The organism is Acinetobacter sp. CY05, from assembly GCF_059515805.1.
Genome location: NZ_JCAKMW010000006.1, coordinates 45611 through 59720, shown reverse-complemented (window position 1 = coordinate 59720; position 14110 = coordinate 45611). Strand labels below are relative to the sequence as shown.

Annotated in this window: 13 protein-coding genes and 5 tRNA genes; 4 read left to right on the top strand and 14 right to left on the bottom strand. The window is 43.1% G+C overall.

The features are described from left to right. Positions 1 to 23: 23 nt before the first annotated feature. The 11 genes from AC5YCD_RS07270 to tpiA all read right to left on the bottom strand — a co-directional run bounded on the left by AC5YCD_RS07270 (position 24) and on the right by tpiA (position 7213). Positions 24 to 428 (bottom strand): ribosome-binding factor A, encoded by a 405-nt coding sequence (locus AC5YCD_RS07270; RefSeq protein WP_496129398.1) that lies wholly within the window; start codon positions 426 to 428, stop codon positions 24 to 26. Continuing rightward, positions 428 to 3115, bottom strand: coding sequence for a translation initiation factor IF-2 (infB, locus tag AC5YCD_RS07265; protein WP_496129397.1), 2688 nt, complete (start codon positions 3113 to 3115; stop codon positions 428 to 430). The genes AC5YCD_RS07270 and infB overlap by 1 nt, the downstream gene beginning before the upstream one ends. Before the next feature lie 8 nt (positions 3116 to 3123). After that, the gene (gene nusA / locus AC5YCD_RS07260; RefSeq protein ID WP_496129396.1) at positions 3124 to 4608 is read right to left on the bottom strand and encodes a transcription termination factor NusA; all 1485 of its coding nucleotides are present in this window, start codon (positions 4606 to 4608) and stop codon (positions 3124 to 3126) included. A gap of 31 nt (positions 4609 to 4639) precedes the next feature. Beyond that, on the bottom strand, positions 4640 to 5164 hold the full coding sequence (rimP, locus tag AC5YCD_RS07255; protein WP_496129395.1) for a ribosome maturation factor RimP: 525 nt from the start codon (positions 5162 to 5164) through the stop codon (positions 4640 to 4642). Between the two features lie 211 nt (positions 5165 to 5375). After that, positions 5376 to 5452 (bottom strand) — tRNA-Met (locus tag AC5YCD_RS07250). A gap of 86 nt (positions 5453 to 5538) precedes the next feature. Then, a tRNA-Met gene (locus tag AC5YCD_RS07245) sits at positions 5539 to 5615 on the bottom strand. 70 nt (positions 5616 to 5685) lie between these two features. Next, a tRNA-Met gene (locus AC5YCD_RS07240) sits at positions 5686 to 5762 on the bottom strand. 68 nt (positions 5763 to 5830) lie between these two features. Then, positions 5831 to 5907: transfer RNA gene (locus AC5YCD_RS07235), tRNA-Met, on the bottom strand. A 45-nt stretch (positions 5908 to 5952) separates the two neighbouring features. Next, a tRNA-Leu gene (locus tag AC5YCD_RS07230) sits at positions 5953 to 6037 on the bottom strand. Between the two features lie 41 nt (positions 6038 to 6078). Beyond that, complete coding sequence (secG, locus tag AC5YCD_RS07225) at positions 6079 to 6408, bottom strand: preprotein translocase subunit SecG (RefSeq protein WP_496129394.1); 330 nt, start codon at positions 6406 to 6408, stop codon at positions 6079 to 6081. Between the two features lie 13 nt (positions 6409 to 6421). After that, positions 6422 to 7213, bottom strand: coding sequence for a triose-phosphate isomerase (gene tpiA, locus AC5YCD_RS07220; protein ID WP_496129393.1), 792 nt, complete (start codon positions 7211 to 7213; stop codon positions 6422 to 6424). A 278-nt stretch (positions 7214 to 7491) separates the two neighbouring features. Between tpiA and pilB the strand changes: the two genes are divergently transcribed. Genes pilB through coaE form a run of 4 tightly spaced genes read left to right on the top strand, consistent with a single transcriptional unit; the run spans position 7492 to position 11918 of the window. Continuing rightward, a complete protein-coding gene (gene pilB / locus AC5YCD_RS07215) occupies positions 7492 to 9195 on the top strand; it encodes a type IV-A pilus assembly ATPase PilB (protein ID WP_496129392.1) in 1704 nt (567 codons plus the stop codon). A gap of 29 nt (positions 9196 to 9224) precedes the next feature. Next, entirely contained in the window at positions 9225 to 10451 is a 1227-nt protein-coding gene (locus tag AC5YCD_RS07210; protein ID WP_496129391.1) for a type II secretion system F family protein, read from the top strand. Then, positions 10451 to 11308 (top strand): prepilin peptidase, encoded by an 858-nt coding sequence (locus AC5YCD_RS07205; protein ID WP_496129390.1) that lies wholly within the window; start codon positions 10451 to 10453, stop codon positions 11306 to 11308. Before AC5YCD_RS07210 ends, AC5YCD_RS07205 begins: the two co-directional genes overlap by 1 nt. 10 nt (positions 11309 to 11318) lie before the next feature. Continuing rightward, complete coding sequence (coaE, locus tag AC5YCD_RS07200) at positions 11319 to 11918, top strand: dephospho-CoA kinase (RefSeq protein WP_496129389.1); 600 nt, start codon at positions 11319 to 11321, stop codon at positions 11916 to 11918. Positions 11919 to 11928: 10 nt separating this feature from the next. On the opposite strand, the gene AC5YCD_RS07195 is transcribed toward coaE, so the two are convergent. The 3 genes from AC5YCD_RS07195 to ppnP form a co-directional block, all read right to left on the bottom strand. Next, complete coding sequence (locus tag AC5YCD_RS07195) at positions 11929 to 12843, bottom strand: DMT family transporter (RefSeq protein WP_496129388.1); 915 nt, start codon at positions 12841 to 12843, stop codon at positions 11929 to 11931. Positions 12844 to 12845: 2 nt separating this feature from the next. Then, positions 12846 to 13598: a 23S rRNA (guanosine(2251)-2'-O)-methyltransferase RlmB gene (gene rlmB / locus AC5YCD_RS07190; protein ID WP_496129387.1), complete on the bottom strand. Its 753-nt coding sequence runs from the start codon at positions 13596 to 13598 to the stop codon at positions 12846 to 12848. A gap of 113 nt (positions 13599 to 13711) precedes the next feature. After that, the gene (gene ppnP, locus AC5YCD_RS07185) at positions 13712 to 14035 is read right to left on the bottom strand and encodes a pyrimidine/purine nucleoside phosphorylase (RefSeq protein ID WP_496129386.1); all 324 of its coding nucleotides are present in this window, start codon (positions 14033 to 14035) and stop codon (positions 13712 to 13714) included. Between the last annotated feature and the right edge of the window lie 75 nt (positions 14036 to 14110).

Genomic DNA, 14110 nt, shown 5'->3' with positions numbered 1-14110 from the left:
AAGGTGGCTTTTTTTATAGCAACTTATTCGTCGTCTTTCTTGTCATCCGCTGCAGGTAAATCCTTAACAGCTTCTGCAATAAGACCAAACATATAGTTACCATATGCATTGGTTTTGTCGTAATGGAAACGTAAACGTGGTGTGATACGTGTGTTGATACGACGACTGAGTTCATGGCGTAAGAAACCAGAAGCCTTATTTAACACTTCCAAGGTTTCTTTATTTGCCACTTCACTTTGCTCATCGCCAAGCTCACGACCCATCACAGTCACATAAACTTCCGCATAACCTAAGTCTGGGCTGACTTTCACCGCAGAGATGGTCACTAGACCACCTAAGCGCGGATCTTTCAGCTCCTGACGGATTAACTCAGACAACTCACGTTGTACTGTATCCGCCATACGCTTCAGACGTTGACTACCCGCCATTAAAGACTCCGTTTAATTAATTGCACATCGTACACTTCGATCTTATCAAGTGGTTTGATGTCTTTATAGCCTTTAACCGCAAGACCACATTCCATACCAGCACGAACTTCTTCAACCACTTCTTTATAACGACGAAGTGATTCAAGCTCGCCTTGGAATACAACCACGTCATCACGTAATACGCGAATCGGTTTATTACGATGTAATACGCCTTCAAGCACCATACAGCCGGCAGCTGCACCAAATTTACTTGAGTGGAATACTTCACGTACTTGCGCCACACCAAGAATTGTTTCACGGTGTTCTGGGGCAAGTTTACCGCTCATCGCTGCTTTCACGTCATCAATCAATTGATAGATCACTGAGTAGTAACGAATATCGATGCTATCTGCATCTGCTTTTTGACGTGCCGTAGTATCAGCACGGACGTTAAAGCCTAGAAGAACCGCTTCTGAAGATTCAGCAAGTGTTACATCAGACTCAGTGATTGCACCTACGCCTGAACCAATAATACGTACTTTCACTTCGTCAGTTGCAAGTTCAGCAAGCGCCACGTGAAGAGCTTCTAAAGTACCGCGTACGTCAGTCTTAAGAACAACATTGACGATAGGCACATCTTTCTTGCCCATAGACGCCATGATGTTTTCAAGACGCATAGCAGATTGACGCTCAAGACGTTTTTGACGTTCACGATCCATACGCGCATCGGCAACTTCGCGGGCTTTTTTCTCGTCATTGACAACAAGAACTTCGTCACCCGCCATTGGCGCTTCTGGAAGACCTAAAATCTCAACCGGGATTGAAGGACCTGCAGATTTAATACGTTGACCGTTTTCATCAGTCATGGCACGAACGCGACCGTAAGATGCACCTGCAAGAACAAGGTCACCTACTTTTAAAGTACCGTTTTGAACCAGAATAGACGTTACCGCACCACGGCCTTTGTCTACACGTGCTTCAATAACAACACCTTGTGCCGCACCCTCTTCAGATGCTTTTAATTCAAGTAATTCAGATTGAATAAGAATTAAATCAAGAAGTTCGTCGATACCTTGACCAGAATGCGCAGACACCATTGCCACTGGTACGTCACCGCCCCATTGCTCAGGCACGATTTCTTTGGTCGTTAATTCGTTCAATACGCGATCTGGATCAGCAGATTCTTTATCCATCTTGTTGATTGCAACAATGATTGGCGTACCCGCAGCACGTGCATGGTCAATTGCTTCTGCAGTTTGTGGCATTACACCATCATCTGCTGCAACAACAAGCACCACGATATCAGTCGCTTTCGCACCACGTGAACGCATCGCAGTAAACGCCGCGTGTCCTGGTGTATCTAAGAAAGTGATAATACCTTTCTCAGTTTTAACGTGGTAAGCACCAATATGCTGTGTAATACCGCCTGCTTCACCCGCTGCAACTTTGGCACGGCGGATACGGTCAAGAAGAGAAGTTTTACCATGGTCAACGTGACCCATGATGGTAACCACTGGCGCACGAGTAGATTGCGCACCACGCGCTTCTTCAGCCGCTTCAAGAAGGTTGTCTTCTGCTTGCGTATCAGACACAAGAACTGGGTTATGACCCATTTCTTCTACAATTAATGCTGCAATTTCTTGATCAATCGCTTGGTTTTGTGTAACCAATTCACCCATTTTCATGAGCGATTTAATCACTTCACGCACCTTAATTGCCATTTTGGCAGCAAGGTCAGCAACGACAATCGTTTCACCAATTTCTACATCATAAACTTGCTTTTTAACTGGTTTTTCAAAGCCATGTTTGTTTGATTGGCTTGTTTTTAAACCGCGTTTATGCGAGTTATCACGGAAAGATTGCTCTTCACCACGACGACCACCCTTTTTCGGTGAACGTGCAGCTGGCGTATTGGTACCACGCTTGATTTCGCGGTCTTCTTTGTTAAATGAATCTTCATATGCTTGACCCACAAGGCCCGCAGCAAGTGGAGAATCATCTACAACACGAATCGTTGGCGCGTTGTCTTCAGCTGAATACTTAGACGCCATTTGACGCATTTGCTCAAGCGTACGTTGCTGCGCTTCTTCCGCTGCACGACGACGTGCTGCTTCTTCAGTCGCTTTTAACTGTGCTGCTTGTGCTTCACGCGCACGTTTTTGCTCAGGGGTTTCCACAGGCTTAATCTGTGATTTTACCACTGGCTTGTTGGTTGACTTGCGTTTTACCACAACAGCCGCTTTAGACACTTCTTGCTTTTCGCTGCTTTGTTTTGCAGCGGCACGCATTGCTTCTAAAGCTTGGCTTGCTTTGTTTGCGCCAGACACGGGTTGGTTTTGTTCAGCTTGAGCTTTCGCCGCTTTATCAGCTTCAGCTTTTGCCAATGCTTCAGCTTTGATCTGTTCTGGATCAGGCTTAACAAAGGTATGTTTTTTGCGAACTTCTACGTTAATAGTTTTCGCCTTACCTGAGGTACTTGCTACCTTAGCGGTGCTGGTTGTTTTACGTTTCAACGTGATTTGTCCTGCTTGACCCACGTCTTGACCATGAATCTTCTTCAAATGGTTCACGAGGGTATCTTGTTGTTCTGTGGAAATAATATCTTCAGGCTTACGTTGCGGTAAACCTGCATCACGAACTTGCTCTAAAAGTGTTTCAACCGAGCGATCAACGCTCAATGCCAAATCTTTAATCGACTTGTCCGCCATATTACCTCCTAGTTAAACCATGATTCGCGCGCTTTCATAATGAGTTGACCCGCTTTCTCAGCACCTAAACCTTCGATATCTGCGATATCATCAGTAGCTTGGTCTGCCAAATCATCGACAGTGACCACGCCACGAGCAGCAAGCGCGTAGGCAATCTCTTGTGTCATTCCTTCCATTGCTAGAAGTTCAGCACTTGGATCCTGGATATTTTCCTGTTGTTTCAGTGCGTCTGCTAAAGCTACTTCTTTAGCACGGCCTTGTAACATCTCAACTGTTGCAGCATCTAATTCGATTTCATCGAATGTTTCCGCTGGAACATATGCAATTTCTTCTAACGAAGTGAAGCCCATTTCCACTAAAGCCATTGCTAGGTCTTCAGCAATATCAAGACGCGACACAAACATGTCTAGATATTGTTGTGCTTCATTTTGTTGACGTGCTTGGTACTCTGATTCAAGCATCATATCGAGTTTAAAGCCAGTTAATTCTGACGCTAAACGTACGTTCTGACCTTGTGAACCAATGGCACGAGCAAGCTGATCGCTGGTTGCAAAGATGATATCTGCAGTTTTTGCATCTTCATCAATCACAATACTTGATACATCAGCAGGTTCTAAAGCACTTGCGATGTATTGCGCTGGATCATCTGACCATACCACAACGTCGATACGTTCACCATTAAGTTCTTGTTGGACTGCTTGGATACGTGTACCACGCATACCAATACAAGCACCTACAGGATCAATACGGTGATCGTTGGTTTTTACAGCGATTTTAGCACGAACGCCAGGTTGACGTGCAGCTGCTTTAATTTCGATGATTTCTTCAGAAATTTCTGGAATTTCTTTTTTCATCAACGCAATCAGCATGTCAGGTTTAGCACGTGAAAGTTGTAACTGTGCGCCACGACCTTCGCGGTTTACGTTAAATAAAATCGCATTAACACGTTGTTTAGGACGCAAAATTTCTTTTGCAATCATTTCTTCACGTGCAAGATACGCTTCAGCATTTTCACCTAAGTCAATGATAAAGCCATCTTTGGTTTGCTTTTTCACTTCACCGTAAATCAGCTCACCGACTTTCGATTCATAAGCATCTGCGATTAACGCGCGTTCTGCTTCACGAATCTTTTGTACGATGACTTGTTTTGCGATTTGCGCAGCAATACGACCGAAATCGATTGATTCAACTTCAAGTTCACGAATGTCGCCAATTGACCATTTTGCAGGATCAACATCAGAGATCGCATCTTGGCATGCTGGCATTTCATGATCTTCATCAGCCACCACTTCCCATTGACGGAAAGTACGGTAATCACCTGTTTTACGATCGATTTCTACACGTAACTGTGCTTCTTCCGAGTGTGTGCCTTCGTAAAATTTCTTTTTCGTCGCAGCAACTAACGCTTGCTCAAGCGCTTCGAAAATTGCTTCACGAGGTACACCTTTTTCGTTACTAACCGTTTCTACTACGGTAAGAATTTCACGTGCCATAAGTCACCTATTCGTTCAGATTCTTTATAAATTAGTCTTGGTAGACCAAATTTGCCTTATCAATATTGTGACTGTCGATGTCCAACACTTGTTGTTTTTCAACTTCCACTTGAATCATTTCGTTTTCAAGATCCACAGCAACAAGTTTTGCTTGGAACTTACGACGGTTATCTACAGCACTGATCAAACGTAATGCCACTTGCTGACCTACATAAGCCGGCATTTGTTCTAATTGGAAAAACGGACGATCCCAGCCTGGTGATGATACTTCTAATGAGTATTCACCTGAAATTGGATCATGCACGTCGAGCATTGCGCCAACTTGTTGTGTTACGCGAACACAATCTTGTACACCAATACCACGACCTTGCTCTTCTTCACCGTCTTCATCTAAAACAGGCGCTGCGTTTTGATCGATTTCTTTGTCAATGTAAATACGTAATAAAGAACGTTTCCCTTGTGGCAAGAATTCAATGCCCCATAGGTCAACACCACAAGCTTGCACAGCCGGAGCGATTAGGTCTTGGAGTGCTTGAGTTTTATTTGATAGCTTCATTTACTCTCGTCAATTTTGTGCGATTCAATGGTCAGAACGACCATAAGATTGGACAGGACTATAATAGTAGTGAAACATGACTATTTGACCAATTGATGTCGACACTACACGATAGCCAATAAAAAAGGGCGTCAATCGCCCTCATTATTACACAGAAAACAAATGCCCACTGTGCAAAAAGGCCCACCTTTTTGTGAGCCTTTAGAAAACTTGGTAGCGGGAGCTGGATTTGAACCAACGACCTTCGGGTTATGAGCCCGACGAGCTACCAGACTGCTCCATCCCGCATCAACGTGCAAAAATTATATCTGTATTACGGTTAATTTTCAATCTAAAAATCAATCGCACTAATTAAGTTCTGGCTTAATTAAAAGTGGTAGCGGGAGCTGGATTTGAACCAACGACCTTCGGGTTATGAGCCCGACGAGCTACCAGACTGCTCCATCCCGCAACAACATATACAAATTTTTTCATTTAACTTAAAGGCTAAATGCTTATTTAGTTTGCAAGCTAAATAAGATTGGTAGCGGGAGCTGGATTTGAACCAACGACCTTCGGGTTATGAGCCCGACGAGCTACCAGACTGCTCCATCCCGCAACGATATACAAAATTTTCTGATTTAACTTCAAGTTAAACCCTCATTTAGTTTGTATGCTAAATAAGATTGGTAGCGGGAGCTGGATTTGAACCAACGACCTTCGGGTTATGAGCCCGACGAGCTACCAGACTGCTCCATCCCGCATCAACAGATTTGCTGCTTACACCAACTTAACTTCTGGATTAAAGTTGGTGCGGAAGGGGGGACTTGAACCCCCACGCCCGAAAGCACTACCACCTCAAGGTAGCGTGTCTACCAATTCCACCACCACCGCAGCAGCACGCATTCTAAGCCTTCCTTGACAAAAAGGGAAGCTTATTCTTGAGTTTTTGGTGCAACTGGTGAAGTTTCAGGCAATGTTACCGGTGCAGTCTGTGTGCTAGAGACCGATTTTAAGCTATACGAGTCATTGCTTTGATTCTTAGCAAAGATTGCAAGGGTTAAACTGGTGACAAAAAATAATGCCGTTAAAATTGCAGTTAAACGACTTAAAAAGTTACCCGACCCTGAGGCACCAAACACTGTTGCTGCACCGCCGCCACCAAACGAAGCGCCAGCATCTGCACCCTTACCGTGCTGTACTAAAATTAATACGATCATTAACAAGGCTAAGATAATATGTACGACCAGCACAAAAGTTTGCATGCTGTACTCCTAATTATTGTGTATTGGCAAATGCTAAAGCAATCTGATGGAAAGATTGGGCATTGAGTGATGCACCGCCAACAAGTGCACCATTAATATCAGGACAGGCCGCTAACTCTACTGCATTTTCAGCTTTTACACTACCACCATACAAAATTGCTGTACTGGCGCCGTAGCTAGTAATTTGCTTTAAGCCTTCACGAATTTTGGCATGCATGGCTTGTGCATCTTCAGGAGAAGCGGTTTTACCGGTACCAATGGCCCAAATAGGTTCATAAGCCACAATAATATTGGCCCATGCATCACCTGACACCACGGCCGCAATATCACAAATCTGTTGTAATACCACAGCTTCTGCTTGACCCGCTTCACGTTGTTCTAAGCTTTCACCTACGCAATAAATGACTTTTAGACCTGCATTTAAGGCATTTTGAACTTTGGCATTTAAACGTTCACGGTCGTCAGCAAAAATTTCACGGCGTTCTGAGTGACCTACCAATACATAAGCAATGCCATGATCCACCAGCAACTCAGCACTCACCTCACCTGTGTAAGCGCCGGTACCTGCAATACGCGACACATCTTGCGCGACGCTATACACAGGGCGGACAGCATCAGCCAATTGTGCTTGTACAGTACCTAAAGCCAACATAGTGGGCGCAATACCTAAGTGACATTTTTCTTCTGCAATGGGTTGCTCTTGCAATAATTGTTTAAATTCATTGAGCAATTGCTGTGCTTGTGCCTGCACTGGATTCATTTTCCAGTTGCCTACAACCCAAGGGGTAATGGTCGAAGCCGACATAGATGACCTATAAAAAACAATTCATAAAAACGCGCATATTCTACACGGAATTGTAAATTTTCAAGCATACTTTCTTACACTGTACGAATTTACAAATTCCAAGTCAGTCGATGCCTTGAGCTTAAATATTGAAAAAGCATGGATTTAATTCTAACTCATTCAATTTTTAATCTATATTTAAGGTAAACACCACACTTTGGGATATAGTATTTTCACGCAACAAAAGTATAATTTTGTTATACGTATTATAAACAATTTATGTTGAGGACGATTGGGGCATGTCATTTACACACGGGGCGCCTAAATTCACAGGCTTTATTCGACGCTTGGTCGACGACGGCATCATTGCCGCTGAAGCAATGCAACAGGCGATCTTAAGTGCCAAAAAAACTGAACAAGATATCGTCCCTTTTTTAATTGAACATTTAAATATTTCACCTTATGCGATTGCTGAAAAAATTTCTCAAGAATTTGGTGAACCACTCTTTGATTTAAACGCTTACGACTCCTCTCACTTAGTTCATGACTTAATTGAAGACAAGTTAATTTTAAAATATCGCGTTTTACCCATTTATCAACGCGGTCACTTGCTTTACTTAGCCACCAGTAATCCCACCAATATTGATGCTTTAGATGCCATTCGCTTTAACAGCAAAAAAAATGTTGAATTGGTGATTGTTGAACACGACAAACTCGAACGTGCGATTGAAGCCAACTTTGCTGAAGATACCACCTTTAATTTTGACGAAGATCTTGATCTAGATTTACAAGCCGATGCCGAACCGCATCATGATCACGATGAACCAACGCAAGAAGATGAAGCACCAATTGTTAAATATATTAATAAGTTGCTGATTGACGCGATTCGTATGGGTGCATCGGACTTGCACTTTGAACCCTATGAAAAGGTATATCGTGTGCGCTATCGTATTGATGGTGTACTGCGTCAAATTGCCACTCCACCTTTGCAATTGGCCACGCGTTTATCGGCACGTTTAAAAGTCATGTCACAAATGGACATTTCCGAAAAACGTGTGCCGCAAGATGGACGCATTAAACTTAAAATTTCTAAAACTAAAGCCATCGATTTTCGTGTCAACTCGCTGCCTACCCTGTTTGGTGAAAAAATCGTGCTGCGTATTTTAGATCCATCGAGTGCCATGCTGGGTATTGACGCTTTAGGTTATGAACCCGAGCAAAAAGCCCTGTTTATGGAAGCCTTAGATAAACCGCAAGGCATGTTACTCATTACAGGGCCAACAGGTTCGGGTAAAACCGTATCCCTGTATACAGGTTTAAATATTTTAAACCGTGAAGATACCAATATCTCCACTGCCGAAGATCCGGTTGAAATTAACTTAGAGGGTATTAATCAGGTTAACGTCAATCCTAAAGTCGGTTTAACCTTTGCCGTGGCACTGCGTTCATTCTTACGTCAAGATCCAGATATTGTCATGGTCGGTGAGATTCGAGATTTAGAAACAGCAGAAATTGCCATTAAAGCGGCACAAACCGGTCATATGGTAATGTCAACGCTGCATACCAACAGTGCGCCAGAAACTTTAACCCGTTTACGTAATATGGGTGTGCCTTCGTTTAATATTGCCACTTCGGTAAACCTGGTTATTGCACAGCGTTTAGCACGCCGTTTATGTAAACAGTGTAAAGCACCAATTGAGATTCCCAAAAACAGTTTATTGGAAATGGGCTTTACCGAAGAAGATTTACAACAAGAGTTTCAAATTTATCAGCCTGTGGGCTGTAGTGAATGTCGTGAAGGCTACAAAGGGCGTGTGGGGATTTATGAAGTCATGAAAATTACGCCTGAAATTTCTAAATTGATTATGGAAGATGCCAACTCGATTGAAATTTCTAAGCAGTCACAAGCATTGGGGTTTAGTAACCTGCGTCGTTCAGGCTTACTTAAAGTGATGCAAGGGGTAACGTCTTTACAAGAAGTTAACCGCGTAACCAGCGAATAGACCAAGTATTTAAAATAAGGATAACTTGCATGGCTGTCAAAAAAGCACAGATGATGCCAACTTTCATCTACGATGGTGTTGATCGTAAGGGGATAAAAATTAAGGGGGAAATTCCAGCACGGAATATGGCTTTGGCTAAAGTCACCCTCCGTAAGCAAGGGATTACCATTAAGACCATTCGAGAAAAGAAAAAAAATATTCTTGAAGCTTTTACCAAAAAACGGGTTACGACCTTAGATATCACCATCTTTACCCGTCAACTTGCAACGATGATGAAAGCCGGTGTGCCTTTGGTACAAAGCTTTGAAATTGTGGCAGAAGGTTTAGACAACCCTGCCATGCGTGAAGTAGTACTGGGGATTAAAGGCGAAGTTGAAGGTGGTAATACCTTTGCTGGCGCGCTACGTAAATATCCGCAGCATTTTGACAAGTTATTCTGTTCACTGGTGGAATCGGGTGAGCAATCTGGTGCTTTAGAAACCATGCTCGACCGTGTGGCGGTCTATAAAGAAAAGAGTGAGCTACTCAAGCAAAAAATCAAAAAAGCCATGAAATATCCAGCCACCGTGATTGTAGTGGCGGTGATTGTTACCATTATCTTGATGGTCAAAGTGGTACCTGTATTCCAAGACCTGTTTAGCTCCTTTGGTGCCGATTTACCTGCCTTTACGCAAATGGTGGTGAATATGTCAAACTGGATGCAAAGCTACTGGTTTATTCTTATTATTGGTATTGCCATTGCGATTGCTCTGATTTTAGAAGCGAAAAAACGCAGTAAAAAATTCCGTGATGGCTTAGATAAAGCTGCGCTCAAGTTGCCAATTTTTGGTGACTTAATCTATAAAGCCATTATTGCGCGATACAGCCGCACCTTAGCCACCACCTTTGCCGCGGGTGTACCGTTAATTGATGCATTGGAATCAACTGCTGGCGCTACCAATAATGTGGTGTATGAAGAAGCCGTACTCAAAATTCGTGATGATGTTTCAACTGGTCAACAATTACAGTTTGCCATGCGCGCAACCAACAAATTCCCTTCTATGGCGATTCAAATGGTGGCGATTGGTGAAGAATCAGGTGCTTTAGATGCCATGCTGGATAAAGTCGCAACGCACTATGAAAACGAAGTCGATAACGCAGTGGATGGCTTAACCTCTATGATGGAGCCATTAATTATGGCAATTTTAGGTGTGTTAGTGGGTGGTTTAGTCATTGCCATGTACCTGCCAATCTTCCAAATGGGCTCTGTGGTCTAATGCAAGACATTGTGTATTTTCTAAGCAACAACCCAACTGCGCTGTATATCGTGGTTGGACTATTTAGTCTGTGTATTGGCAGTTTTTTAAATGTGGTGATTTATCGCACCCCAAAAATGATGCAGCAAGAATGGCACAATGAATGCCAAATGCTGATTCATCCTGAACACCCCATCATTGATGACAGCAAGTTAACATTAAGCCAACCTGCCTCGAGCTGTCCTCAATGTAAGACCCCTATTCGCTGGTATCAAAATATTCCAGTCGTAAGTTGGTTAGTGTTACGCGGCAAATGTAGCACTTGCCAAAATCCCATTAGCATGCGTTACCCGCTGATTGAATTGCTAACCGCAGCCTGTGCGCTAACTGTGGTGGCAGTATTGGGCCCTACAGTGCAAATGCTGTTTGGTTTAGTGCTGACTTATGTGCTGATTGCTTTGACCTTTATTGATTTTGATACCCAATTACTTCCTGATCGCTACACACTCCCACTGGCAGCCTTAGGTTTAATCGTCAATAGTTATGCCTTGTATATCACCCCTACCCAAGCCATTTGGGGTTATGTGATTGGTTTTCTATGCTTATGGATCGTGTATTACCTATTTAAATTGGTGACAGGCAAAGAAGGCATGGGCTACGGTGACTTTAAGTTATTGGCTGCTTTAGGCGCATGGATGGGCCCTTTAATGCTGCCTTTGATTGTGCTACTTTCATCTGTGGTAGGCGCGATTATTGGCATTATTTTACTAAAAATCCGCCAAGAGAATCAGGCTTTTGCCTTTGGTCCCTATATTGCAATTGCGGGTTGGATTGCCTTTTTATGGGGCGAGAAAATCATGCAAATTTACCTAGGTTAAGGAAAACGAGATGCGGTTGATTGTGGGTTTAACAGGTGGTATTGGCAGCGGAAAATCTGCAGCCAGTGCATGGTTTGAACAACAAGGCATCACTGTAGTTGATGCTGATATTGTGGCACGAGAAGTGGTCGAAGCAGGTTCACCTGTACTACAACAATTGGTGCAAAGTTTTGGTGACTGGGTATTACTCGACAATGGCGAACTTAATCGTCGTGCCTTACGTCAGCATGTCTTTAGCCATCAAGATGCTCGGCAGACCTTAAATCAAATTACCCACCCTGCGATTCGCCAATCGATTATTCAACAGCTTGAACAAGCCACTAGCCCCTATGTGATTTTGGTCTCGCCACTCTTATTTGAAAGTCAGCAAAACCAACTCACCTCACGTACACTATTGATTGATGCGAGTGTCGAGTTACAAATTGAGCGCGCTTCACAACGTGATGGACAAAGTTTAGAACAAATCCAAAGTATTATTGCCGCCCAAATGTCGCGTGAGCAAAAACAAGCGTTGGCAGATGATATTGTGCTCAATGATGGCGAGCTTGAGCATTTATATGCACAATTAAGACCGCTGCATTTACACTATTTAGCCTTAAGCGAACAATAAAAAAGCAGTCTTAAGACTGCTTTTTTTCTGCCAATTTAGCGGCTAGAGGATCTTTACGCCCCAGCCAACGCCATGGTTGCAAAGCACCAATCGCCATCCCCACTAAACCGCAAATAATCGCCATACTTAAAGGCTCATTGAGCAGCGGAACTGCCAAGATAGCCGCCATAAAAGGCGCGAGGGTCACAATACTGCCCGCTTTAAATGCCCCTAAACGTTTAATGGCTTCAACATAAGTTAAAGTCGCAATAATCACCACAAAGATGCCATGAAAAATAGTTTGTAGCAGCAAATGTATTGGCTCAGGTTCACTTAAATTTTTAGGCAAAAATAGCAGATAAATTGGGATGTAAACCAGAGCTGACCAAATCGCAACACTGGCCATTGAATGCCAAGCAGAGAGCTTCCATTGACGTAGCAACACACTAAATGTGCCCCACAGCAATGCGCTGATAAAAAACAGTAAATCACCCAAGCCAAAAGCAATTCCGCTTTCTTGGTACATGAGGTAACTCATCCCGCCAATCGCCAGCAGCATAATCACCACGCTGATCCATGTGTTTTTATCAAATGGTGCTTTATACAATAGCCATGCCATAAGTGCAGTACACAGCGGAATACAACCATTTAAAAAAATCGCAGCATGCGCGGCAGGTACGTAATGAAAGGCTTGATAACAAATCAAGCAGTATCCTAAACCGCCAATCATTGCCAAGCTAAATGCCTTTTTACTCCATAAAAAAGCAGTGTCTTTTTTGTAGATTAGAATCGGCATTAAGATTAAAAATGCCAAGGCAAAACGCAGCGCGGTAATATCCCAAGCACTAATATGCCAATTGGCACTGAGGCGGGCTGTCAGGGTAAAGCCGCCCCAGATACACATGGTAATCAGAACAAATAAATAACCTTGGTATCTGGGTGACATGCCTATTGTCCGTTACGTTGACGGCATGCTTCGTATAGCGCCATACCCGTTGCCACACTTACATTTAAGCTTTGTAAATTACCCGCCATTGGAATGTAAACAGTTTGGTCGCATTGACTTTGGGTAATTGGACGTAAACCCGTATCTTCTGCGCCCATCACAATACAAATCCCTGTACCCGTAAAATCAAACTCTTGGATAGGTAAGGCTTTTTCATCTAGCATGGTGCCGACCACTTGCACATTAAACTCATCTTTAATATTGCCAAGGGTACGCGCTAAGTTAGTGACCTGAATAAATTTAACTTTTTCGGCACCACCGGCAGCAATTTTGCGTGCGGTAGGCGTTAAACTTGCCGAACGATCACGCGGTACAATCACTGCTTCTGCACCCATCGCTGCTGCGGTACGAATACAGGCACCTAAGTTATGCGGATCAGTGACTTGATCTAAAGCTAATAACAAGGCCTTGGGATTTTGTTTAAGTAAATCTTCTAAATCTTGTTCATTTAAGGTTGGATGTGGACGTACCGCTGCCACTACGCCTTGATGGAAGGGTTGGCCTGCCATTTTTTCTAATTTATCGCGGCTGGCTTGCTGTACGCTAATGCCAAAGGGTTCTGCAAGAGCCAAAATATTTTTTAAGCGCTGATCATCACGACCTTTTAAGGTAAATAGATTCAAAACGCGCTCAGGCTCAAGCTCTAACAATGACTCCACAGAGTGAACGCCATAAAAATATTCTAATTTAGCCATGAACGACCTCAAAATTTAACTGTGACAATGCCAAAAACAAAAAATCCTGCAAAGTACACCTTACAGGATTTCGATTGCTACAGTTTAACTGATTCACTGTAAAATTGCTTGGATTAGCCTTCGAAGTGACAGACGTAATCTAGTGCTTCATCTGTTTCAATTTTAAAACGGCTGTTACCTGGCACATAGAAAGATTGACCAGCGCGGAACAATTCACTTTCAGTGCTGTCAGCAATTTGCACACGACATTCACCAGAAATAATTTCCATACGTTCTGGAGCATGCGTCTCAAACGTTAATGCTTGCGACGTTGGCAGAATCACGCCTAGGGTTTTTTTTGTTCCATCAGCAAATTGTACCGTGTGACTGATACATAAACCGCCAAAGTAAACATTTGATTTTTTTACCACAGATACATGATCAAACTGCGTCGACATGCTTTTTCTCCACAAATAGTATGTTGTAATCTTCCAATCGCTGTAGTTTAAATCTGCGCCAACAACTAATCAATT

Bases quoted from the DNA above. Each gene is read 5' to 3' on its own strand.
- AC5YCD_RS07270 (WP_496129398.1), bottom strand. From the start codon at position 428: ATGGCGGGTAGTCAACGTCTGAAGCGTATGGCGGATACAGTACAACGT.
- infB (WP_496129397.1), bottom strand. From the start codon at position 3,115: ATGGCGGACAAGTCGATTAAAGATTTGGCATTGAGCGTTGATCGCTCG.
- nusA (WP_496129396.1), bottom strand. From the start codon at position 4,608: ATGGCACGTGAAATTCTTACCGTAGTAGAAACGGTTAGTAACGAAAAA.
- rimP (WP_496129395.1), bottom strand. From the start codon at position 5,164: ATGAAGCTATCAAATAAAACTCAAGCACTCCAAGACCTAATCGCTCCG.
- secG (WP_496129394.1), bottom strand. From the start codon at position 6,408: ATGCAAACTTTTGTGCTGGTCGTACATATTATCTTAGCCTTGTTAATG.
- tpiA (WP_496129393.1), bottom strand. From the start codon at position 7,213: ATGTCGGCTTCGACCATTACCCCTTGGGTTGTAGGCAACTGGAAAATG.
- pilB (WP_496129392.1), top strand. From the start codon at position 7,492: ATGTCATTTACACACGGGGCGCCTAAATTCACAGGCTTTATTCGACGC.
- AC5YCD_RS07210 (WP_496129391.1), top strand. From the start codon at position 9,225: ATGGCTGTCAAAAAAGCACAGATGATGCCAACTTTCATCTACGATGGT.
- AC5YCD_RS07205 (WP_496129390.1), top strand. From the start codon at position 10,451: ATGCAAGACATTGTGTATTTTCTAAGCAACAACCCAACTGCGCTGTAT.
- coaE (WP_496129389.1), top strand. From the start codon at position 11,319: ATGCGGTTGATTGTGGGTTTAACAGGTGGTATTGGCAGCGGAAAATCT.
- AC5YCD_RS07195 (WP_496129388.1), bottom strand. From the start codon at position 12,843: ATGTCACCCAGATACCAAGGTTATTTATTTGTTCTGATTACCATGTGT.
- rlmB (WP_496129387.1), bottom strand. From the start codon at position 13,598: ATGGCTAAATTAGAATATTTTTATGGCGTTCACTCTGTGGAGTCATTG.
- ppnP (WP_496129386.1), bottom strand. From the start codon at position 14,035: ATGTCGACGCAGTTTGATCATGTATCTGTGGTAAAAAAATCAAATGTT.